18 protein-coding genes and 1 pseudogene are annotated in these 23206 nt (G+C 45.4%); 3 read left to right on the top strand and 16 right to left on the bottom strand.

The genetic code is table 11. The features are described from left to right. Nucleotides 1-26: 26 nt before the first annotated feature. The 12 genes from EKQ44_RS20620 to EKQ44_RS20565 form a co-directional block, all read right to left on the bottom strand. Nucleotides 27-1526: a PH domain-containing protein gene (locus EKQ44_RS20620; protein WP_237665403.1), complete on the bottom strand. Its 1500-nt coding sequence runs from the start codon at nt 1524-1526 to the stop codon at nt 27-29. Next, nucleotides 1519-1998 (bottom strand): PH domain-containing protein, encoded by a 480-nt coding sequence (locus tag EKQ44_RS20615; RefSeq protein ID WP_237665402.1) that lies wholly within the window; start codon nt 1996-1998, stop codon nt 1519-1521. Before EKQ44_RS20615 ends, EKQ44_RS20620 begins: the two co-directional genes overlap by 8 nt. 85 nt (nt 1999-2083) lie before the next feature. Continuing rightward, nucleotides 2084-3055 (bottom strand): UV DNA damage repair endonuclease UvsE, encoded by a 972-nt coding sequence (gene uvsE, locus EKQ44_RS20610; protein WP_237665401.1) that lies wholly within the window; start codon nt 3053-3055, stop codon nt 2084-2086. Between the two features lie 148 nt (nt 3056-3203). Then, complete coding sequence (locus EKQ44_RS20605) at nt 3204-4703, bottom strand: DEAD/DEAH box helicase (protein ID WP_331254681.1); 1500 nt, start codon at nt 4701-4703, stop codon at nt 3204-3206. 290 nt (nt 4704-4993) lie between these two features. Further along, nucleotides 4994-6355: a UDP-N-acetylmuramoyl-tripeptide--D-alanyl-D-alanine ligase gene (locus tag EKQ44_RS20600; RefSeq protein WP_237665400.1), complete on the bottom strand. Its 1362-nt coding sequence runs from the start codon at nt 6353-6355 to the stop codon at nt 4994-4996. Between the two features lie 266 nt (nt 6356-6621). Beyond that, entirely contained in the window at nt 6622-7692 is a 1071-nt protein-coding gene (locus EKQ44_RS20595; protein WP_237665399.1) for a D-alanine--D-alanine ligase, read from the bottom strand. Between the two features lie 301 nt (nt 7693-7993). Further along, nucleotides 7994-10171 (bottom strand): beta-propeller domain-containing protein, encoded by a 2178-nt coding sequence (locus EKQ44_RS20590; protein ID WP_237665398.1) that lies wholly within the window; start codon nt 10169-10171, stop codon nt 7994-7996. 587 nt (nt 10172-10758) lie between these two features. Beyond that, a complete protein-coding gene (locus tag EKQ44_RS20585; RefSeq protein WP_414491348.1) occupies nt 10759-11391 on the bottom strand; it encodes a nitrite reductase in 633 nt (210 codons plus the stop codon). A 7-nt stretch (nt 11392-11398) separates the two neighbouring features. Continuing rightward, nucleotides 11399-12280 (bottom strand): hypothetical protein, encoded by an 882-nt coding sequence (locus EKQ44_RS20580; protein WP_237665396.1) that lies wholly within the window; start codon nt 12278-12280, stop codon nt 11399-11401. A gap of 33 nt (nt 12281-12313) precedes the next feature. Next, nucleotides 12314-14734, bottom strand: a complete 2421-nt coding sequence (locus tag EKQ44_RS20575; protein WP_237665395.1) for a heavy metal translocating P-type ATPase — start codon at nt 14732-14734, stop codon at nt 12314-12316. Nucleotides 14735-14826: 92 nt separating this feature from the next. After that, entirely contained in the window at nt 14827-15033 is a 207-nt protein-coding gene (gene copZ, locus EKQ44_RS20570; RefSeq protein ID WP_237665394.1) for a copper chaperone CopZ, read from the bottom strand. A gap of 13 nt (nt 15034-15046) precedes the next feature. Continuing rightward, nucleotides 15047-15385, bottom strand: coding sequence for a metal-sensitive transcriptional regulator (locus EKQ44_RS20565; RefSeq protein ID WP_237665393.1), 339 nt, complete (start codon nt 15383-15385; stop codon nt 15047-15049). A gap of 102 nt (nt 15386-15487) precedes the next feature. On the opposite strand from EKQ44_RS20565, the gene EKQ44_RS20560 reads away from it, so the two are divergent. Further along, nucleotides 15488-16039: a TVP38/TMEM64 family protein gene (locus tag EKQ44_RS20560; protein WP_237665392.1), complete on the top strand. Its 552-nt coding sequence runs from the start codon at nt 15488-15490 to the stop codon at nt 16037-16039. A gap of 222 nt (nt 16040-16261) precedes the next feature. On the opposite strand, the gene helD is transcribed toward EKQ44_RS20560, so the two are convergent. Next, entirely contained in the window at nt 16262-18592 is a 2331-nt protein-coding gene (gene helD, locus EKQ44_RS20555) for an RNA polymerase recycling motor HelD (RefSeq protein ID WP_331254680.1), read from the bottom strand. A gap of 548 nt (nt 18593-19140) precedes the next feature. Between helD and bioB the strand changes: the two genes are divergently transcribed. Continuing rightward, entirely contained in the window at nt 19141-20151 is a 1011-nt protein-coding gene (gene bioB / locus EKQ44_RS20550; protein ID WP_237665390.1) for a biotin synthase BioB, read from the top strand. 272 nt (nt 20152-20423) lie between these two features. Here bioB and EKQ44_RS20545 read toward each other — a convergent pair whose 3' ends face one another. After that, nucleotides 20424-20750 carry a YciI family protein gene (locus EKQ44_RS20545; protein WP_237665389.1) on the bottom strand — a complete coding sequence of 109 codons (327 nt, stop codon included), beginning with the start codon at nt 20748-20750 and terminating at the stop codon, nt 20424-20426. A gap of 160 nt (nt 20751-20910) precedes the next feature. On the opposite strand from EKQ44_RS20545, the gene EKQ44_RS20540 reads away from it, so the two are divergent. Continuing rightward, nucleotides 20911-21468 (top strand): hypothetical protein, encoded by a 558-nt coding sequence (locus tag EKQ44_RS20540; protein WP_237665388.1) that lies wholly within the window; start codon nt 20911-20913, stop codon nt 21466-21468. 145 nt (nt 21469-21613) lie between these two features. Here EKQ44_RS20540 and EKQ44_RS20535 read toward each other — a convergent pair whose 3' ends face one another. Together EKQ44_RS20535 and EKQ44_RS20530 are read right to left on the bottom strand one after the other, a co-directional pair. Beyond that, the gene (locus EKQ44_RS20535; RefSeq protein ID WP_237665387.1) at nt 21614-22492 is read right to left on the bottom strand and encodes an SDR family oxidoreductase; all 879 of its coding nucleotides are present in this window, start codon (nt 22490-22492) and stop codon (nt 21614-21616) included. Between the two features lie 86 nt (nt 22493-22578). Next, a pseudogene (locus tag EKQ44_RS20530) lies at nt 22579-23206 on the bottom strand (hypothetical protein); the annotation flags it as partial.

The raw sequence follows: 23206 nt of genomic DNA, 5'->3' as shown, positions 1-23206 counted from the left end.
CTATTGCAAAAAAGCAAGGGAGTCGGTTACACGACGCTCCCTTGCTTTTTTTCATAGGAATACCACTCGTATATTTGGTCGCCACCCTCGTTATCCACGTCCACCACTTGGAAGTTCTTCCCTCCAAGGCCTGTTTTAATCGAAGCTTTCACGGTATAGAGCTTCCTTTTTCCTTGGAAAAAAGACTCTCTCAATTCAAACGACTGAATCCGTTTTTTTCTTACCAGGACGATATTTTTGCTGAGATGACGGTAGGAAAGCTGCAATTGTTCCCCATTTTCATTCCCATTCGGGCCAAGAGACCAGCCAGCTGTTTTGAATTGGCTGTATCCAAGAAGCATCGCTATTCCTACTGACAGGAACGCAAAGTATCCGTAGGGCTGAAAGAAATAGGCAAATGGTGCAGAAAGAAGGATCGCCGGCACCCCTAAACGGATTAAGTAACGGATCAGGGATCGTTTGGGTAAAGGTTGGATGTTTTGAGAAAGCTCATAAGCTGGTACGAACTCCTTCAAATGAGCTTCCACTTCGGACATTTTCACCAATGGGAATAGGATCGTCGAAAAGTCCGCTTCCTTCCCACCAGAACTCCCGGCACTCTCTACATAGACGGTGGCAAACCCGAATGGCTGTCTTAATAGATTTTGGGTGATCCGGATTGCCTGGATCCTTTCAAGCGAAATGGTCAACTGCCTTTTCTCGATGATCCCCCTTGATATTTGCAATTCGTCCTTATTTTTCACGACGGTAAAATTCCCATATTTGAACATGGTCATGACGATGGAAATGAGCCAAGACAGGAAGAGAACCAAAAATATAATAGAAGCAATAAGGAATACACTCGTTTGCAGGACCATTCCGAAGCGATCGATGATATCTTCATAAGGCACGATCTGGTCAAACTGAGATGTAAACGCGATGACTGCTGATAGGACGACCCCGATCCCTCCGGAGGTTGTCCCGACAATGAATAGCGATTTCCACGAAACAGTGAAAACCGGCTTTGGTGGTTCTTCCTCTGGTTCCCGTTCAGTGGTTTCCAATGACTCATCAAGATCATCTATATCATTTTGAACCTCAGGCTTTTTGTAAAGAAGAGCTTCTCTTAAACGCATCGCCTCATCCTTTGTGACAGCGGTAAGGCTTGCCTCGGCTTCCGCACCACCACCGGCGGTCTCGACCTGTACCTTTACCAAGCCGAATATCCGCTGAATGATGCCCTCAGATGTGTCCAATGTTTGGATTCGCTCTTGCGGGATGAAACGGCGTTTTCTCACGAAGACCCCATATTCCATTCGCAGTTCGCCATCCTCGATCCAGTAATAAAAGCGGTACCAGGAAAGGATGCCCACCACGATCAACCCAGCAAACCAGAGTAGCATGACACCGATATAGACGACCCCGAACCACCCATCCCCAGTACTCCCAAAGAATACGAAGAGGATGATGGGAAACAGAAGTTCCCGCAGTTGCTTGAAAAATCCCACGACGATGGCAGCAGGGTGCATCCTTCTTTTCTCAAACATCTTCTTCTGTCACCCTAGCAAGCCTTGATATGTAGTCACGAAGCTGATCTGCCTGCTCTTCATCAAGTGCAGGAATCTCATGAATGGTCGCTGCCGTTGAAATCAAAACAGTCGAAAGGTGATACTTTTTTAAAATCGGCCCTTGTCTCGTATCCACATGCTGTACGCGAACCATCGGAACCAATGTTCTTCTTTTTATAAAAATGCCATGCTGCAGGTCGATTTCATGCTCATGCACCTCAAACCGCCAGCGTTTCCATTGCATGGCCGGGAAGATAAAAACGGTAAAAATAATGATAATGACAAAAAGTCCACCCGCTATCAGCAGTGTCCACCAAGGCAGATCGAACGTCCGTTGGATATACCAAAATGCGCCGACCATCAATAAGTAGAAGATGGCGTTAAGCGCGGCGGAAATTCTCCATACCGATAGTGCTTTTCTATCTATCATCTGATTAGGTTCCGGCCTCATGTCATCCCCTCCGAAATACTTGTTAGCAGCTTATTCTCGTTGCCGCAGTTCCTAGTATACTACTTAAAGGTATCATTGGAAAATTTTATTTGATGATAAAAGAGGCCCCATCCACTATTTCTATATTGGAATATCCCTTCATATCACGCATGAGTTGAAAAAGGGCTTCGTCTTTTTTCTTGGCCTCGATCATGCAATGGATTTCTGGTGTGCTCCCTTTCATACCTTGCAGGAAATCCATGAACATCTTAGGATCCACATATTCTGCATGGGCGCGGAAGTTCTTTTCATCCCTTGGGCTTGAGATATGCATTTTTACAGGTAACGGAGAATGCTCCCAAGTTTGTACCACGCGCGCCCAGTCCTCTTCCCAGGGCTTGGCTTCTTTTTGGTAATGCGCCAGGTGGTGATGGTAGTCAAACACAAGGGGCACATTGAGCTTTTCACACACATATAAAGCATCTCGGAGATGGAATGTGGTGTCATCATTCTCCAAGATCAGCATTTCTTGGAGCGATTGCGGAACCAGCGCCCAGTTGTGTATGAATTGCTCAAGCGCAAGCTCCCTGTCATCATAACCACCGCCGATATGGAGCACACATCTATGTTGCGTCGGCACCCTCATTCCTTTTAAAAGAGAGCGGTGCATGCTAAGGGTTTTAATGGTTTGGTTGATGATTTCTTTCTTTTTGGAATTTAAGAGGACAAAATGATCTGGATGAAAATCCACGCGCATCGGATTTTCCTCTATGTAATCCCCGATTTGGGATAAAATTTCCTTGAGCGGTCGCATGAATTTCCAATCTTTCAGCTCTTCGTGATTCGCAAGGGGGATCAGCTTGGAGCTGAATCGGAAGAATTGGATATCATTAGCCACATTGTGCTTGAGAAGGCGCAGGCAGTTCTCCAGGTTTTCAATCGAGATCCGTTCGAGTTTTTCGATGGCAGCTTCCCTGTCCTTGAGTTTGCTGAATTGCGCATAGGTCATGGTCTTGGACGGGGAGGCGTTGGTGAGCTGAACACTCATGGCAACATAGCCTAGTTTTACAAGGGTCATGGCGGCGGGTCACTCCTTTTTGAATTGGTGATTTGGGAGTAGTATGCCCAAGTGTGGTTGGATTGTTTGCGCTATTTTCATTCCCATTCCTACAAAAAAAGCCCGAAGGCCAACCACCAAGGGTCAGCATTCGGACTTATATCATACATTATACGCGTTCTTTACGGGAAGAACGTTTGTAACCTTGGCGTTTCGCGTTAGCGTCTCTAGATCCAGAACCGCCACGGTTATCGGAGCGTTTGTTCCAACCGCCTTTTCCGCCATGACCTTTTCCGCCACTACGGTTACGGTCGCCGCTACGGCCACCACCGCCACCGCCTCTTCTTGAGTGCATTGGCGCTTCTTCAGTAAGACGGATAGGAGTTTCGTCCGGCTCTTTTGTGAACAATTTCAGAGCTGCTGATACAAGTGTCACTGCATCGTGCTCTTCTAATAATTGTTCTGCAGCATTACGGTAGAAACCAAGGTTTTGCGCTTCAACCGCTTGCGTTAATTTCTCCATGGACATTTTTTGTTGGCCTTCTAGCGCTTCGTCAAGCGTAGGAGCCTTCATACGGTCCATTTTACGTTTCGTCACACGCTCTACATGGTGCAAGTAGCTAACTTCACGAGGGCTGACGAATGTGATCGCCAATCCGCTCTTACCAGCACGACCTGTACGTCCAATACGGTGAACATAGCTTTCAGGGTCTTGTGGGATGTCGAAGTTGTAAACATGCGTTACACCAGAGATGTCTAAACCACGAGCAGCTACGTCTGTTGCAACAAGTACGTCGATGGAACCTTCTTTGAACTTGCGAAGTACACTCATACGCTTCGCTTGGGAAAGGTCACCGTGGATTCCTTCTGCAGAATAGCCACGTACGTTCAATGCATCAGAAAGCTCATCAACACGGCGCTTCGTACGACCGAAGATGATAGCAAGCTCTGGGGATTGAATGTCAAGAAGACGAGTCAACGTGTCAAACTTCTTCTTTTCCGGAACTTCCACATAGTATTGCTGGATGTTGGATACCGTTACTTCTTTCGCTTTTACCTTTACACTTACAGGCTCGCTCATGAAACGCTCAGCGATTGCACGGATCGGTGCAGGCATTGTTGCAGAGAAAAGTAAAGTTTGCTTTTGTTCAGGTGTCTCAGCAAGGATTTTTTCGATATCCTCGATGAATCCCATGTTTAGCATTTCATCGGCTTCATCTAGAACAACCGTGTTCACATTTTGAAGACGAAGTGTCTTACGGTTGATATGGTCAAGTAGACGACCCGGAGTACCAACTACGATGTGAGGGTTCTTTTTCAATGAACGAATTTGTCTGCTGATGTCCTGGCCACCGAATACGGAAAGAACACGAGCACGTTTATGGTAAGAAGCTTTGTAAATCTCTTCAGCTACTTGGATAGCCAACTCACGTGTCGGAGCGATAACGATACCTTGGATGGAATCGTTTTTCACATCGACATTTTCAAGTAAAGGAAGACCGAATGCAATCGTTTTACCTGTACCCGTTTGAGCCTGGCCGATTACGTCTTTCCCTGTTAATGCAACAGGAATCGTTTCCGATTGGATAGGGGTAGCTTCTTCAAACCCCATTCTGTTGATTGACTTCATAATATCATCTGATAAACCTAATTCTTTAAATAACGCCAAATTATTCCTACTCCTTTATCTATACAAATTAATAAATTAGGCACGCGTCTGAGCGCTTGCCTAATCTTTATAAGTAGACATTATTAAACACATTACCTGTTATCATAACACTTCGGTTACCAAATAGCAATAAAGGTTAATGCCAACTTATAGGAGATGACGCTTACAACCGCACTCCCCTGCCGAATAAATCGGCAAAATATTTTTCTATTTGTTCCACTTGGAACCTTGTTGCACGCCCACTTCTAATTTTCTCATTTCTGGGCCTTTGTATTCTTCATTAGTGGAAATCATTTGATTCCTTCAATAACTTCTTCCAATTTCATCCCACGTGACCCTTTTACCATCACCACGTCACCAGACTCCAATAAAGGCAGCAATTCCCTTGTCAGCTCCTGCTTGTTCATGAACGGCTTTACACGATCTGGCTCCATGACTTCCTGTGCCCCTTTGGCGATTTCCATCCCAAGCGCACCAAATGTGAAGACATAATCCAGGTTTTTTTCTTTCACATATTGACCAATTTCATTATGGAAGGTCTTTTCCATATCACCAAGTTCCAGCATATCACCAAGCACGGCAATTTTCTTCCCGTACCCACTCAAGCTTCCCAAAAGGTCCAATGCCGCTCGCATGGAAGTCGGACTGGCATTGTAAGCATCATTGATCACGGTCCAGCCGCCAGAGGTTTCCACCACTTCGTTTCTCATACCCGTTATGACCAATTGTTCCAGCCCTTTTTTCCGGTTCTCTTCCGTAACGCCAAAAAGCTCCCCGACGATAATTGCCGCAAGGGCATTTGTCACGTTGTGGGCACCAAGTACCGGGATGAAATACTCTGTTTCTTCTATTATAAAATGAGTGCCTTTCCCCTTAAGCGCGATCTCCTTAGCCTGATAGGCATTCTTTTCTTTCAATCCGAAAAGAATGACGTTCGCATTGCCACCTACCCGGTCCGTCAAAAGGGGCTCATCCCCATTGATAATCAGCTTTCCATCCGGTTTGAGTCCTGAAGCGATTTCAAGCTTTGCTTCCGCAATCCCCTCGCGTGAACCAAGATCTTGCATATGAGATTCCCCGATGTTGGTGATAATGGCAGCGTCAGGCTTTGCGATATTGGAAAGTAGGTCAATCTCTCCCCTTCCGCTCATCCCCATCTCCAACACCGCTACTTCCGTATCCTCTTTCATGGATAGGATGGTAAGCGGCAAACCGATATGGTTATTGTAGTTACCTGCCGTCTTATGTACCCGGAAGGAAGTTTCCAATACGGAAGTGACCATATCCTTTGTTGTCGTCTTCCCATTACTACCCGTAATCCCCACAACCTTCATGCCGATCTCGTTTCGATAGCTGCTTGAAAGGTGTTGCAAAGCCTCGATCGTGTCGTCGACAAATATGAGGTTCAGGTCTGCCGGGGGCTCAGGCTGATCTTTTTGCCAAAAGGAAGCAACTGCCCCTTTCTTTTCGATGGCATCACGAACAAATGCATGGCCGTTAAAGTTCTCCCCTATGATCGGAATGTATAATTTGCCGCTCATGTCCTCGCGCGTGTCCTTTGAAACACCCTCCACTACGATGGCGCTGTATTCAGAGGAGATAGGCTGCCCTTGAGCCATTTCTTGGATTTCTTTTAAGGTCCTTTTAATCATTTTGCGTTTTGCCCTCCTATTGACTTTTACACAGAGAAGGGGCTGACATCACTTGTTTATACCCCTTCTCGTGATGACCCAACCCCTGCCTGTTTATCTGCATATTGTGTGTTTCGTTTAACTTCCTGTATATTTCCGTTCCAGGTGTTCGCTTTCCGCGGGACGATGCTTGAGCCTCCTCGGCTTCGCCTGCGGGGTCTCAACCAACCGTTATCCCCCGCAGGAGTCTCACACCTTGCACTCCAATCTACAGGAGGAATCTTTTATTAAAATGTATGCTTGATCTTTTGTTTTTCTGCGTGGCGTTCTTGTGCGTACTCTACCAACTTTTTGATGAGTTCTGGGTAGGACACATCCGTATGCTGCCATAATAATGGGAACATGCTGAACGGGGTGAAACCTGGCATCGTGTTCACTTCGTTGATGTATAGTTTACCCTCTTTTGTTAAAAAGAAATCTGCACGCACAAGGCCTGCTCCATCAATCGCTTTAAAAGCGGTGATCGCCATTTCTTTTACTTGCTCATAGGTTTCATCACTGATTTCCGCAGGGATGATCATCGCTGTATCGCCATCTTCATACTTTGCTTTGTAGTCATAGAACTCTGTCTTAGGAGCGATTTCTCCTACAACAGAACATTCTGGCTCATCGTTACCAAGGACACCGATCTCGATTTCACGAGCGCCTTCCAACCCTTGTTCCACGATGATTTTACGATCATAGTCGAACGCTTCACGGAAAGCTTTTTCAAGCTCTTCGCGGTTTTTCGCTTTACTGATTCCGACACTTGATCCAAGGTTAGCCGGCTTGACAAAGCATGGATATCCAAGCTCGGACTCTACCTTTTCATAGGTTGCGTCTGCCGCCTTCTCCCACTCAGAGCGAAGGAAATGTGCATAGCCAACTTGTGGCAGCCCTGCTTGGTCGAAAAGGTTTTTCATGATAACTTTATCCATCCCAGCAGATGATGCTAAAACGCCATTCCCTACATAAGGAAGGTTTAAAAGTTCCAACATTCCTTGAACTGTTCCATCTTCCCCGTTCGGACCATGTAATAGAGGGAACACGACTGTTGGCGCTTCTTCCGATTCTTCTTCATCCGTTAATGCAAGCGGAGCAATGGTCGTTCCTCCGTCTTCAAGCTTTAGTTGATGTACGCTCTCTGCCGGCCCATCCAATAAGCCACCGCGCTTCCATTCTCCTGATTCCGTTATGTATAACGGATATACTTCAAACTTTTCTGTATCCAAAGCCTTTGTCACAGCGAGTGCCGTTTGTAAGGAAACTTGATGCTCCGCTGATTTCCCACCGTATAATAAATGCAATTTTGTCTTCATATTGCGTTCCCCCTCAAGAGATGATCTGTTTATATTATGTTCTTTACCTTTTCCTCAATTATTTCATTATAGCACCTACATACAAGTTTTCGAAACTTCTTCCTCCATTAAGTAGGTGGAAAAGAGAAATTCTTTTCCCATAATATATGAATGTCATTCCACCGAGGTGTAACGGGCAAACCTAAAAGCCTAGATTATTTTCGACAAGGTTCTTTCCTAGGAAATAAAACGCCGTTGTTTCCTGTCAATATTTCCTTAAATAAGGCGAAAAAAAGGAGCGGTTTGTTCCGCTCCCCCATCCTTACCAGGTGATTTTCGTCGCTTTCACTTCCTTCGGTGTCACTGTATAAAGGTGTTCATCAATATACAGGATCCGTTGCACCATGTTCTCCCAGTCTTCATATAAGGTGTTTTCTTGCTGATGGGTTATTTTCGTGTGCATAGTAAAGCCTTTATCAGGATCGATTCCGTACACCATTGCACCTTCAAAGGCCAGACGATAGCTGCCGTCTTTATCATTTTCATCATAACTCGTGATAGGGAATGCAAAGATATCTTTGTCCTTGTTGAAAAGTAGGGCTTTATGGTCATGATTCAATGGTGAATGGGTGGACCTACCACCGATGATTTCTGTATGTTTCTCCAATGGATTCGTCGGATCGCTTACGTCAAACAGGGATATCTTCACGCCATTTGTCACTACCCTTGTTCCCCATTGATCTTTTTCAAGCTTCGTATCATATCCAAAACCAATCAGGTGGTTCTCATCATACGGATGCAGATAGTTGCTGAAGCCCGGTATTTTGAGTTCTCCAAGCACCTTTGGCTCGTTCGGGTTGCTCAGGTCAAAGACAAACAGTGGATCTACCTCTTTAAAGGTGACCACATACGCTTTATCCTGCATAAATCGAACGGAATAGATGCGTTCTCCCCTTGCCAAGTCCTCCACGCTGCTTACCACATTCATTCCCCCGTCTAAAATGAAAAGATGGTTGCTGGATGACGACTGCTCATCCCATGTCTGCCCTTTGGTCGCCGCCACCCGGAAGTAGCCTTTGTGCTCATCCATGGAAAATTGGTTCAACAGGTATCCAGGAATGGAGCCATTTGCACGAAATTCCACAGAGGTGCCTTCCACCCCGAACTTGTAAAGTTCCGTACTTTCATTATGTGTCCAGTGCGGTCCATGGCTGTAGTTCGGAACTGCTACATATAGATTTTCCTTGGACATGTATATTTGATTTCCGCTTCCCACATAGGTAGTAATAGCCGCATCATCTTGTATCTGATTCAAGTCAAGTGAAGCAATCGTCATGAAGTTATTTTCGGTGGAATCAGGAAAATAGCGGATGCCATCGTATGGAACAGCTTCAAGCTTCTCCTCTTCTTCTCCATTTGTATCCGAAATACGTGGTCGCAAATCTGCTTCCGGATGCTCCCGAAGTATCCAATAATCTGCATATTTATTGGTGATCAGATAAACATGGTTTTCTATCTTTCTACTTGATACGTAATTCCCTTCAAGGGTTATCGTCTTTTGCACAACAGGATTGGAACGATCGGAAATATCGTATATGATGGCCTTTGTCGAATCATACATCGGCATGATCATCTCACCCGCAACTTTGGAATTACCGCCTGAATACATCTTTTCATCCCAAAAGGTTCCGATCACCACCAGCTGGTCGCCGTCCAAAAACAACTGGTATGGGCTGAAATCTTTATACCTCAACTCTGACACGACCGTCATTTTCTCTACAGGCGCAGCCTTTGTAATCTTTAGCTTTTGGTCTGTCGCTTGATAGATGAAATCTCCATCGGTCTTGACGATATCGGCCTCATCGACCCCTTGGACCTGTACGTTTGTATCGGAATGTCCACCACCAGCGGATTCTGCCTCGCTCGCTCCCATATCTGCATTTGAGGCACCATCGTTATCTTCCGAGGAGACGGTTGACTCTTTAGAAGACTCAAAGAACCCTCTACTGTTTCTCTGGGCTATTTCCATCTGTTCGAGCTGAGCAGTGAATAGCTTGTTAAGCTCTTTTTTGGAAGCCACCGTCGGCAGTTCTTCTACTGCCGTAAACTTTATGTTCTTTTGCTCGCCAAGCTTCTTTCCATCTACCGATTCGATATCTCCGCTGATGTGAAGCTCATATGGCCCTTTCTTTGGATCATACCCACCGTCAGGAGGACTTACGATTACATAATCATCCGATAGCTCAAGCTTTGATTCGACCCTTTGGCCATCTTTATCCGTCACATAGATGGATTCATCCTGGTTGATGCTGTCTTTCTTGAATTCTTTGGTAAAGGTCAGCATCCATGTTTTATTGGAAAGTACGGTCTGTGTATCCTTTGCTAAAACGGGATTGCCTGTACCACTCACCTCGAATGGTTCCTTTGTTTGAAAGACGATTGCTAAAATAATTGCCAGTCCCACTATGAGGAAAGAAAAAATTGTCACCCTTTTTTTCATACAATTGCCCCCTTTTATACGGTTAGACGAGGGAGTTGTTAAAAAGTTACAAGGAAGGAGGGAATTGTTTTTTGGGGATAGGAGAAGCGCTTTTTTGGATTTTGGGGGCTCGAGAGGGTTGGGGGCTTGAAGAGCATGGGGGTCTTGAGAGTGATATTTTGTAGGAATCAGGCAAAAGTGCTCCTGAAACAGCATGTTTTATGGAGTGAAAATCCGTTCGGACAACTATCTTTTGGGTTTGGACACTTTTACCGTGACAAGGGAGGATGTTCGGACATTTATGCTTTCGGTTCGGACAACATTTTTATGTGTTTGGACATTCAAAATTTTTGTTCGGACATTTTGGGCCATTTTTCGGACAACTTTGAGAAATCTTTGGACAAGTTCAGGGAAACTTCGGTCAAGATTGCAAAATCTTCGGACATTTGATAAAAAACACCACAACAATAGTCCACGCCCCATCATCCCCCAATCTCCCCCAGGGATCGTCGCCTCCCCCTCAAATCTCCCCATAAAAAAACACCCGAGAAACCAGCCAGACATCTCCTACCATCCAGCTGGCTCCCCGAGCACCACCCACTATTCCCCTATGCCATTACCTTTTCCTTCAGTTCATTCAGTCCATAACGCCCGACAAACTTGGCAAACTGCTCGCGCTTCTTGCCTTCGGCGGCATAGATATCTATCAGTCTATCAATCATGGCATACAACACGTGTTCCTCCAGGCCGTCCGCAAACAGCTCGCCCGTTCTGGCGTCCAGTCCTTTTGCCTTGCCACCGACATACAAATCAAAACGATCACCGTGCTGTTTGATCACCCCGATATCATTGACCAACGGCTCGCCGCACCCGACCGGGCAGCCTGTGTAAGCCGGCTTCAGTGTAAAAGGTACAGCCCTCCCGGCAATACGGCGGTTGATTTCTTTTGCAACGGGCATACCTTCCTCAAGCTCCCCCTTACAAAAGTTACAGGTACGAAGGCTTTTGACAAAATTGCCGACTGGATAGCACTGCAGACCAACGCTTGCAAAATCGGCCTTCGCTTCCTCCAATCGTCCTTCTGGAACATCCACATACAATTGCTGAAAGGTCGTGACTTCGAGTTCTTGCTCATCTCCCATATAGCGGGCAAGCATCAGGAGCTGCTTGCCATTCAGCTTGGCGCCAAAATCGATCCCGCCATTGACCGCTAGTTTCACCGTATTCTCCCCCATATCCATATCCCCTTTACTCTGTGATTTCCAACACATACGGAAAGGCATATACTTCCCCGTTTAATTTGAATTCAGCCCAGAGTTTATACATGCCTGGTTTACTGAAGTGGGCTTCAAAAACCGGCTCCGTTCCTTCACGCGGATGCACATGGATAAACTCATCCAACCCTTCATCAACCACGACCACATGCCCTAAAGCACCCAGGTAGTTTTCAGGCTGTGCTCCTTCTATCTCAAAGGATAACACCACGTTTTCTTTTACTGAAAAATTATCCACCTCAAGGGTAACGGAATAGCCATCCTGTTCCTTTGTCCACTGTGATTCAGGTTCAAGGTGAACATGAGCATCTTCATGACCAGCATGTTCCCCTACCATGACTTCGTGCGGTTCATTTACATATTGCAATTCACTTGGTTTGATATCCACAAACACCTGGTACATCCCGTCCTCCAACTCTGCGGTAGCCATAAAAACACCTGCTGATACCTTTTCGGGATGAAGATGCTGGAATACTTCAAGATCTTCGCTGATGACAATTAAATGCATCAGTTTCTCATGACTGACTTCGAGCTCATCCATTGGGTTGCCATCAAGGTCCGTCAGTGTAATGGTCAACTCTTCTCCTTCTAGCTGCACATCTGCATTCACTTCACTAGAGGTAGCCCCTTCATGACCTTCATGATCCCCATGATCTCCATGATCATCTTCATCTTCTTCTCCATGACCACCATGCGCTGCATCATGCCCATCTTCCTCGTCATGTTCATCTACGTTCTGATGCTCCCCGTGTTCATTACTTTGGGTTGCATTTCCATCTGCATAGATCGAATATGCCGCATAACCCCCAATGACCACCAACAAATATACCAACGCGGATCCAATCCACTTTTTCATTCTGTCCCCACCTTATTAAAGTTGTTTGCGTAGTTAAAGCTTCACTTTCTGCAGTCGCAGTGCATTCAGGACAACCGACACAGAGCTAAATGCCATTGCCGCTCCCGCTACCCACGGCGCCAAGAAGCCTAAAGCGGCGATTGGTATACCCATAGAGTTGTAGGCAAATGCCCAGAATAGGTTCTGCTTAATGTTTGTGATTGTTTTTTTGCTCATCAAAATCGCATCGGCAATGCTGTTCAGATCCCCGCGCATCAAGGTGATGTCCGCCGCTTCCATCGCGACATCCGTACCTGTTCCGATGGCCATCCCTATATCTGCTGTCACCAAGGCTGGTGCATCATTGATGCCATCACCCACCATCGCGACTTTTTTTCCTTGCTTCTGCAATTTTGCAACCTCTTCTGCCTTCTGCTCCGGAAGCACTTCGGCTATGACGTTATCGATCCCGGCAAGTCCGGCAATCGCTTTGGCCGTACGTTCGTTGTCCCCGGTCATCATGACAACTTCTAACCCCATGTCCTTCAAACGTTTAACGGCTTGCTTGGAGGTATCTTTGATTGTATCTGCGACCGCGATGATCCCTTTGTATTCCTCATTCACCGCAATCAGCATCGCGGTTTTCCCTTCTGTTTCAAGCTCGCGAATCGCTTCTTCCGCCTTCTCAATCGTCACTCCATGCCTCACCATGAGCTTGCGTGTTCCCACGATGACCCGGTCTTTCCCCACACTCGCTTCGATACCATACCCAGGTATCGCTTCAAAGGAATTCACCGAACCAAACTTGATTCCTTTCGCCTCAATTCCTTCCACAATGGCTTGTGCCAATGGATGTTCCGATTGTCTTTCGGCAGCACCGACCAACGCAAGGACGGCCGCTTCATCCTCACCAGCCTCCAACTTCACATCCGTCAGAACCGGCGCCCCATTTGTCACCGTTCCTGTTTTATCTAAGACCACAGTGGTGATGCGGTGGGTCTGTTCTAAATGCTCCCCGCCTTTAAAAAGAATCCCAAGCTCTGCTGCGCGTCCGGAACCGGCCATGATGGAAGTCGGCGTCGCAAGACCGAGTGCACATGGGCAAGCGATAACAAGGACGGCAATCAGGTTTACCAACGCTTGTGCAAAGTTCCCCGGATCCACGATAAAATACCAAACTAGAAAAGTGAGAATCGCAATCCCGACCACAATCGGTACGAAGATCCCTGAAATTTTATCTGCTAGACGCTGGATCGGCGCTTTGGAGCCTTGCGCCTGTTCCACAATCCGGATGATTTGCGCAAGGGCGGTTTCTTTCCCTACTTTTGTCGCTTTCATTTTCAGAAATCCATTTTTGTTGATGGTTGACCCATAGACAGTGTCGCCCATCTTTTTATCGACAGGGATGCTTTCTCCTGTCAGCATCGACTCATCCACAGCCGATTGCCCTTCCACTATTTCTCCATCAACCGGTACTTTCTCCCCTGGCTTGACGGAAACGACATCTCCCACAAGCACCTCTTCCAACGGTACCTCCATCTCTTTTCCATCACGTAATACAAGGGCTGTCTTTGCCTGCAAGCCCATCAGCTTTTTGATTGCTTCTGAGGAACGGCCCTTAGCCCTCACCTCAAAAAGCTTTCCTAAAATAATAAGGGTGATGATGACGGCACTTGTTTCAAAATAAAGGTCGACCATATGGGCACCAGAACCGATGGATTCAATCGATAAGTATAGACTGTACACATATGCTGCAGTCGTACCTAGTGCAACCAGCACATCCATATTGGCACTTTTATTTTTCAACGCCTTATAGGCACCCGTGTAGAACTGCCAGCCGATAAAAAATTGAACTGGTGTTGCGAGTGCAAGCTGCACCCAAGGGTTCATAAACATATCAGGCAGATAGATGAACGACGTAAAAGAAAAATGACTCACCATCGCCCAAAGCAACGGAATGGTCAAAATCAATGAGAAAACAAATTTCCCTTGTTGTTTTTCCAATTCCTTTTGGCGGAAACTCTCGGCATTCTCACTTTTCTCCACCTTTTCCGTCGCACCGTATCCGGCTTTTTCAATACGGGCAATGATGTCTGATGGCTTCAATTTGGACGGATTATATTCCACCGTTCCACTTTCCAATGCCAGGTTCACATTGACTGTATTTACCCCTTCCATTTTGCCCAGCACCTTCTCAATTCTGCTCGAGCAAGCGGCACATGTCATGCCTGTGATAAGAAATTCGGCTTTTTCCTTGACCACATCATAGCCAAGGTCCTGAATTTTCTTTTCTATCTCTTTTTCGGAAACTTGTTCCGGATTAAAGGTTATAGATGCATTCTCCAGGGCAAGGTTCACATTGGCCATTTCCACTCCGGCAAGCTTGTTCAGTCCCCTCTCCACCCTTGTGGAGCATGCCGCACACGTCATGCCCGTTATTTGCAGCTGCGTTTCTTTTCTCTTTTGATCGCTCATGATAGCAACCTCCTTAATACCCATATGGGGTATATTTTCCTGCGAATAAAACGTGCATTTCCCGTAAGAAAGCACGCATCAAATGGATTAGATTACGCTACTTCATAACCTTCTTCGTCAATTGTTTCTTTGATTCTCTCCACTGTCACTTGTTCACTTTTGTATTCTACGGCTACTGTGCCAGATGCTAAGTCTACTTTGACAGAGTTCACTCCATCCAATTCCCCAACGCTTCCTTCTACCGCTTTTACACAATGCCCACAAGACATACCATTTACTTTTAGTGTTACTTGTTCCATTTCCAATCTCCCCTTATTTCATTAGTCTTTTTACTGTTACTAACAACTCATCTATCACTTCTGTATCGCCATCTTGAATTCTTTCCACGATACAGGATTTCATATGTCCCTCTAAAAGCATCTTTCCGAGGCCATTCAGAGCGGACTGAACCGCAGAGATCTGAGTCAGCACATCATCACAATATGTGTCCTCTTCTATCAATCGTTTTACCCCCCGGACCTGACCCTCGATTCGGTTCAAACGGGAGATCAATGCCTTTTTATCTTCTTCGGAATGATGACTTTTTCGTACACCATTATCTGTATGGCAGCAATCTTCAGTATTCATTGTTTCTATTGGAAGGTTTTCCATCGTTCTTGACCTCCTATCCCTTATAAAGTAACATACCCCTATACGGTATGTAAAGAGTTTGAATTTATACTATTAAAAATAATTTCTGAAGAGGTACTTATCATGTGGAGAGATCAAGTATTGGACTGGTTCTCGGCGGTCGGGCCGTTTGCCATCGTTCTTAGTATTTTAATCAATACCTTCATAAGCATACTCGCTTTTATGCCAAGTGTTTTTCTCACCGCTGCCAACCTGGCATTCTTTGGCTTCTGGCTCGGCACGTTGATTTCCTTTCTGGGCGAGTCCATTGGGGCTGTTGTGAGTTTTTGGCTTTATCGGAAAGGTATCAAGCGGTTTGCACCGGATGCACTGATGAAAAATAAATGGTTGATGAAATTGCAGGATACCGGCGGACGGGAAGCGTTCCTGTTGGTTTTGGCTTTACGGTTATTCCCATTTGCACCATCCGGTCTTGTGACTTTGGCTGGGGCAACTAGCAAAATCAGCTTGGTCGGGTTTGCGGTTGCAAGTACCATCGGGAAGATTCCAGCTTTATTGTTGGAGGCATTTTCGGTTTACCAGGTGCTGCAGTGGAATACGGCCGGGAAAGTGATTTTGGCTTTGGTGGCGCTCGGGGTTGTCGTGTTGGTGGTGAAGGGAAGGCTCGGGAGGTAAGGATCTTTTTGCGGGGGAAGGATTTGGCGAAAACTCGTTTGAAAGTGGGGGTATGAGTCCCGGATTTATAATGTTACCCCTATTTCGGGATCCATTGAGGGGCTATGAACCCCGGATTCCTCTACTCACTCCTTTTTCGGGTTCCATATAAAGTGTAGATTGTTTTCAACAAAAAAAAGCAACAGAACCTCTAACTAAGGCCCTGTCGCTCTTCATTCATCACTACTCTTCTAGCAAAAACTTCTCCGCCGCCACATGCCCCAGCAGAAAATCCCCCACATCATTCCCATAAAAGCTCAGATGATGCAAGGGCCGCGTCATCGCAACGTACAACAATTTCACATCTATTTCCGTAACCGTAAACACTTCATTGAGTGCGCACAATAGCACAGCATCAAACTCGAGCCCCTTTGCCAATTGCGCATGAACGATAACGACATCCTCCTGATTGATTTCTTCATTTTCTTGAAGCAGTTGTACATGTAAATCTGTGTGCCCGCTTAGCATCTCCTCGATCTTTTTGCATTCCTTCTCGGTTTTGCCAATGACCGCAATGGTTTTTCGACCGTCCACAGCATACAACTTTTTAATTTCTGACTCGAGCATGCCAGCCATTTCACCCGGTGCGCGGCCAGAAGCAGGCCACTCATGAAATACCGGTTTCGCCCCATGTCGAACTACCGGCTCCACTTTCGGCAATTCGAATGGCAATAGCTTCAGGATATCATTGGCCGCTTCCATAATTTCAACGGTTGTCCGGTAGCTTTTTTGCAAAGTCGTATAAGCCGCACGCGGGAAGATGGACTCCTTCACCTTGTTCCAATCCTGAATGCCGCGATAGGAATGGATGCCCTGGGCAAGGTCGCCAACAATGGTGAACATATCTGTCTCCAATGCACTCTTCAACGCTGCAAGTTGAAAATAACTGTAATCCTGCGCCTCATCAATTACCACGTTGCGAGCACGCAAATCCTTATCAATTCCGTACAAATGGTGTTGCAAATAGAGTAGTGCCGCCAAATCCTCTAACTCATATTTTTTCTGTCTATGTAACTTCACCTGATAGTCCACAAAGTACTTAATCTGATAGTCATCCAGAAAGCCACTTGCATATTTCGCAAATGTCGTCCTGTCTGTTACAAGCTCTTTAAAATAATGAAAAAGTGTGTGTTTCGGGAGCTTTCGGATAAAAGCGTTGACTGCTGTTCGGGACTCCCGTTTTATCTCTTCGGTCATCTCATCTTTTTTGTCCATCGCTTTTGTCACATAACTTTTTCGTTTGGCAGGATCTAAGTTCATGTTGAACAACGCTTTGTCTAGCTTGTGGTCATAGAATTTTTCTACCTTATGGAGAAGCACCTTCTTCTCGGTCCGTACATAATTTTGCAAAACGCTTTTCACCTTTTCCACCCGACGATAATACGGGAGGTAGGTATACTCATTGCGGATCAGGTGTTCCATTTTTTCAGCAGTATAGAGTTTGAATTTAGCAGTGAGATAGAAATCCTCTGTCGGAATGAGTGTTTCGAGAATGTCAGAAAGATAGCGATCGATGATTTCCTTAAATTCCAAGGATCCCTTGAAGCTTGCGAGCCATTGCACCATCTCGGGGTCTTCATATTCGTGATTGATGAAGCCCATCAGTTTCTCGGACGGCGGTCTCAACTTTATTTTCTTTCCGATGCAACTCAAGACAAAATCTATGAAGGTCGTTTGCAGGATCCTGTCCACCCCTAGCTCTGGCAAAACTTCCGAGATATAGTCGATAAACAGGTTATTAGGTGCTAGAATCATCAGCTGTTCTGGTCGGAACTGGTCCTGGTAGGTATAGATGAAATAGGAAATTCTGTGAAGGGCGATGGTCGTTTTCCCGCTACCCGCCGCTCCTTGTACGATAATCGGTTTGTTCAGGTCCGCCCGGATGATGCGGTTCTGTTCTTCCTGGATGGTGGATACGATATCGGTCAAGCGGTTGCTGGAACTGCCGGAAAGTGACTCTTGCAGAAGCTCATCGGTAGTCGTCAAGTCGACATCCCTTATGTCCACAAGCTCGCCATCCTCCATGATATATTGCCTTTTCAGGGATAGATAACCGTCGTAAACTTCCCCTTCCGCTTCGTACTCCACTTCTCCCAATCTTCCGTCATAGTATAGATTGGCAATTGGGGACCGCCAGTCCACTATGATTGGATCTTGCGTTTCCCTATCAAACAAAGAAGCTTTTCCAAAATAGAGAATTTCCTGTTCGTCTTTGCCTGCACGTTTGTAATCCACCCTGGCGAAGTAGGGCTTATGATAGATTTTCTTGAGGCTGCGGATTTCTTCGGTCGTCCGCTGAAGCAGATTCGCGTTGGTGAGCATGTTCATATAGCTTAAACTACTGTCCTTAAAGTCCATTCCGTCCAGTGCATCTTTAAAGCTTGCCTTAAAGGACTCTTCGTCCATCTCTGTTGCTTGGATCACAATATCCATATACTTTTTGGTAAATGTCAGCCGTTCTACTTCCTGATCAAAATCAGGATGCCTTTTTTTCTTTTCTGCCAAACTCTTCACACTCCTGAGGTTTTGTAAGGATCTTTTCTTAAAGATTGTCGTTTCCAATTAAAAAAGTCGGGTTTTGGACTTTGCTATAAGAATAAGAAATAACACCAACTTTTTACGAAAACAGCCTTTAATAGAGACGCAAAAAACCATGAACTAGAGTTTTTCTCCATTCATGGTACACATCCTTGGTAACCTTTTCAAAGTACGCAACGGTTTTCTGTTCTTTTTTGGGCTTTTTTCATAACCTTGATGGTTTCTCACATCAATAAATTACTTGTTATACACCTTACTGTCGTGCTCTTTTCCTAGTAACTCTAATTATACAACACGGCATAGTTAGGATATATAAGCGGTAAAAAGTCCAACTGCCGACTTTTTACTACGGAATAACAACAAAGTTTGAGAAAAGAGCCTTGCCGGAAAAACAATTATAACCGCTTACAAAACAATTTGCAATTTTCTATCAGATTTACTTCTCCCTCTTGTCAGTTTCTATCTTTAAATGTAAACTTTATTTGTTATTAAGTTTACATATATACGACCTGGGAGTGAGTACTTTGACTTGGAAACAGCTTGCAGAAAAAGTGGTAGGTGGCTATCACCTAACACAAGAAGAAGCTTTACGCATTCTAAACGAAGACGATGATAACGTATTGGAGCTTGTACAGGCAGCCTTTCAAATTCGAAAGCATTACTACGGAAAAAAAGTAAAACTGAATTTAATTATTAACGCCAAAAGCGGCCTTTGCCCGGAGGATTGTGGCTATTGCTCCCAATCCATGAAAGCTGACACGGAAATTGACAGCTATCCGCTTGTGAGTAAAAAGATCATCGTTGATGGCGCGAAGGAAGCCAAGAAAAACAAGATTGGGACATATTGTATCGTCATGAGCGGACGCAAACCGACAAACCGTGATGTCGATACGGTGGTGCAGGCCGTACAGGATATCAAAAAAGATGTCGACAATATGAAGATTTGCGCCTGTCTTGGACTAGTTAACGATGCACAGGCCAGGCTGTTGAAGGAAGCAGGTGTGGATCGTTTCAACCACAATATCAACACAAGTAAAGGGCATCACAGTGCAATTACCACCACGCATGACTATGAGGATCGTATTCGTACCCTGGAAACGTTGAAGAATGCAGGCATTTCACCTTGCTCAGGGGTCATCTGTGGCATGGGAGAATCGCTTGAGGACGTCGTGGAAATGGCGTATTCGTTAAAGGAACTTGATGCCGACTCCATCCCCGTCAACTTCCTTCATCCGATAGAAGGGACAAAGCTTGAAGGTATGGACGATTTGACTCCTATAAAATGCTTGAAGATACTTGCCATGTTCCGCTTTGTGAATCCTACAAAAGAAATTAGGATTTCCGGTGGCCGCGAGTTCAACCTCCGAACGCTTCAAAGTCTAGGGTTGTACATGGCGAACTCCATCTTTGTAGGCGATTACCTGACAACCAGCGGGCAGGCATCCAATCAAGATTACCAGATGATTAAAGACCTTGGTTTTGAAATTGAGGAGAACGCTTTTGAAACAGAAAGCCAACAATTCGCAGGAGTGTAAATAGAACAAAAATGGCCGTGGAACGATGCAAGGCCACTAAATCCCCAATAACTTACCTTTATTACGTTTTCTAGCTGTTGATTGGAGCAATAGGCGAAGACTCCAGCGGGAGGGTAGCGACAATCTTGAGACCCCGTAGGGCGTTAGCCCGAGGAGGCTCAAGGTCGCCCTCTGGATAAGCGAAGCCGTTTTGCGGAAATCAACAGCGGTATTAAACAGACTATTAAAATAAGGTACTTTTTCAGTGGCCTTCAACGATGCCACTGTCCTTTTTATACCCCTACGGAAAACTTTTCGTTCAACAAAGCAAGCCGGTAGCGGGAGAGTTCTCCTGTCATGATTTCGCTTGCGACTGCAGGATCTTGGTTCATAAACCTTTCAGCGTCCGTCTCACTTCTAGCCATGAAAATCACAATGCCAAACCCGGTTTCATCCGTCTGTTCGGTTCTACCCGCGTGGATAACCACTCCATTATCCACATTCTTCTTCAAGTAGGAGAAGTGGCGGGATACGATGTTCTTTTCCTCTTCTGTCCATTGCTCCGGATCATATAATCTTTCAGGCAGTCGCAACACGTAAATATACGTTTGTAAGCTCATGGATTTCCCCACTCCTTTCGATACCTTAAATTTCTACAAATTTTGAGAAAATCCTCTTTCCTGTTTGTAGGAAAAATACACAAGTGCTACTTCCAAATGGTGTATAATAAGATTAGAGAATAGTATTAATTTTCACTCATCTGAGAGGAGAAATCTAACGTTGAATAATGTAGAAAAAAAGCATGTTTATCTTATGTATGCCATCGTAACCCTTGTGTTGTTGCCTTTATACATATTAGTCGGCCCCTTTCTATTCCAAGGGATCTTTTTCGATGATAAGACGATTTGGCTTTTGCAGGAATCCCCTGATACGTATTGGCTTTATGGGATTTCAGGAGTCTTATTGGCATTGTTTTTCTTTCTGGCCTTTCTGTTTGTCAGGTATGCGAAGAGGTTGGTTGGAGTAGGAGTCATCTTGGCGTTGTTCTTCTTCACCCTTGGAACGTTCAGTTACCAGGCTTTAGGTTCCGAGAGTATCTCCTGGAGTGCAACAGGTACGTTCAAGACCAACCACTATTCATGGGAGGATGTAAAAGAGGTTGTGTTGATATTACCGAAGGATGGGGAAAAACATAGGATGGTTTTCTATTTCAATGATGGAAATGAGCTTTCCATGATCCGTGATCATAAATTCACCCTTCAACTATATCAGTTCAACCACGCAAGGAGAGAATATGACTTTCCATACACGGTGGACCGGACAAATCAATTCAACTAAGGCTCTTTTCTTAAAGGTTGTTTCTTTTTTAATCCACCAGGGAAAAGAGCATGATTGAAAATGCAACTAAGGATACGAAAACAACCTTAACAAAAGAAGGGACGGCTCACTTGCTTCCGAAGCAAATGAACCGTCCCCTTTTTAATTATCCGTTCACGACTGTTCCGCCGTTGATGTGAATCATTTGTCCTGATACATAGGAAGAATCCTCCGATGCCAGGTAGACATAAGCCGGTGCCAGTTCAGCCGGTTGGCCAGGTCTTCCCATTGGACTGTTCGTTCCGAAGTCCTCTACCTTTTCCCCATCAAAGGAAGCCGGAATGAGCGGCGTCCAGATCGGTCCCGGCGCCACGCCGTTCACTCGAATGCCACTTCCTACAATGTTCTCTGATAGCGAACGTGTAAGGGCAACAATGGCACCTTTTGTTGCAGAGTAATCCATCAAAATTGGCATCCCTTTGTAAGCCACTACCGAAGCGGTATTAATGATGGAGCTTCCTTTGTTCAGGTATGGCATGGCCGCTTGGATGAAATAGAAATAGGAAAAGATATTGGTCTTAAAAGTACGTTCCAACTGCTCTTCGGAAATATCCTCGATTTTCTCCTGCACATGCTGTTCGGCCGCATTGTTCACAAGAATATGTAAGCCTCCCAGCTCTTCCACTGTCTGCTTGACTACGTCTGTACAAAAATCCTTCTGACCGATATCTCCAGAATACAGTAAACACTTGGCACCATACTCTTCTACCATTTGCTTTGTTTTCTTGGCATCCTCATGTTCGTCCAAGTAAACGATGCTGACATTTGCGCCTTCCTTTGCATAGGCAATTGCCACGGCACGACCAATTCCACTGTCACCGCCAGTGATGATGGCATTTTTCCCTTGGAGCTTGCCGCTTCCCTTGTAGTCAGGGTTATCGCATATCGGTTCTGGAATCATTTCATTTTCATCACCAGGTTGCTTCCCTTGTTCCTGTGCAGGTTGACCATCTGTTTGTACGGAATCAAAACGTTCTTCACTCATTTTTCCCACTCCTCTATTTTAGAATGATAAAGGCAGCCTGCAATAATTCCGGCTGCCCATTATATTACGTATCTACATGGCTCAAATTAGTTGGAATTGTTTCCGGAATTGTTGTCAGAATTGTTGCTAGAATTGCTGTTAGAATTGTTGCCGCCTTTTTTACCGATTTCCTCGAAGTGCTTTTTGCCGTGCTCGCTCAGTGTCTGATTTCCGCCCTGTCTGCCGATTTCCTCAAAGTGCTCCTGACCATACTCCTGGCTGGTCTTTTCTCCACCCATGCGTCCGCGTTCCTCATATGACATGGTGGAATTGTCAGAGCTGTTGCTGTTAGAGCTGTTGTTACTGTTGTTGCTGTTGTTGCCGCTGTTGCTGTTGTTGCCGCTATTGCTGCTGTTGCCGCTGTTGCTGTTGTTGCCACTGTTACTGTTATTACCGCTGTTGCCGCTGTTACTGTTATTACCGCTGTTGCCGCTGTTGCTGTTGTTGCCGCTATTGCTGTTGTTACCGCTGTTGCTGTTGTTGCCACTGTTGCTGTTATTGCTGTTATTGCTGTTGTTGCTGTTATTGCTGTTATTGCTGTTGTTACCGCTGTTGCTGTTGTTACCGCTGTTGCTGTTGTTGCCGCTATTGCTGTTGTTACCGCTGTTGTTGCTGTTATTGCCGCTATTGCTGTTGTTACCGCTGTTGTTGCTGTTATTGCCGCTATTGCTGTTG

Origin of the sequence: Sutcliffiella horikoshii (assembly GCF_021991925.1) — a bacterium.
In the GTDB taxonomy this organism is placed as follows: Bacteria; Bacillota; Bacilli; order Bacillales; family Bacillaceae_I; genus Sutcliffiella_A; species Sutcliffiella_A horikoshii_F.
This window is presented reverse-complemented; position numbering and strand designations above follow the sequence as displayed.

Coding starts and splice junctions, on each gene's coding strand:
- EKQ44_RS20620 (WP_237665403.1), bottom strand. CDS start 1,526: ATGTTTGAGAAAAGAAGGATGCACCCTGCTGCCATCGTCGTGGGATTT.
- EKQ44_RS20615 (WP_237665402.1), bottom strand. CDS start 1,998: ATGAGGCCGGAACCTAATCAGATGATAGATAGAAAAGCACTATCGGTA.
- uvsE (WP_237665401.1), bottom strand. CDS start 3,055: ATGACCCTTGTAAAACTAGGCTATGTTGCCATGAGTGTTCAGCTCACC.
- EKQ44_RS20600 (WP_237665400.1), bottom strand. CDS start 6,355: ATGATTAAAAGGACCTTAAAAGAAATCCAAGAAATGGCTCAAGGGCAG.
- EKQ44_RS20595 (WP_237665399.1), bottom strand. CDS start 7,692: ATGAAGACAAAATTGCATTTATTATACGGTGGGAAATCAGCGGAGCAT.
- EKQ44_RS20590 (WP_237665398.1), bottom strand. CDS start 10,171: ATGAAAAAAAGGGTGACAATTTTTTCTTTCCTCATAGTGGGACTGGCA.
- EKQ44_RS20585 (WP_414491348.1), bottom strand. CDS start 11,391: ATGGATATGGGGGAGAATACGGTGAAACTAGCGGTCAATGGCGGGATC.
- EKQ44_RS20580 (WP_237665396.1), bottom strand. CDS start 12,280: ATGAAAAAGTGGATTGGATCCGCGTTGGTATATTTGTTGGTGGTCATT.
- EKQ44_RS20575 (WP_237665395.1), bottom strand. CDS start 14,734: ATGAGCGATCAAAAGAGAAAAGAAACGCAGCTGCAAATAACGGGCATG.
- copZ (WP_237665394.1), bottom strand. CDS start 15,033: ATGGAACAAGTAACACTAAAAGTAAATGGTATGTCTTGTGGGCATTGT.
- EKQ44_RS20565 (WP_237665393.1), bottom strand. CDS start 15,385: ATGGAAAACCTTCCAATAGAAACAATGAATACTGAAGATTGCTGCCAT.
- EKQ44_RS20560 (WP_237665392.1), top strand. CDS start 15,488: ATGTGGAGAGATCAAGTATTGGACTGGTTCTCGGCGGTCGGGCCGTTT.
- EKQ44_RS20545 (WP_237665389.1), bottom strand. CDS start 20,750: ATGAGCTTACAAACGTATATTTACGTGTTGCGACTGCCTGAAAGATTA.
- EKQ44_RS20535 (WP_237665387.1), bottom strand. CDS start 22,492: ATGAGTGAAGAACGTTTTGATTCCGTACAAACAGATGGTCAACCTGCA.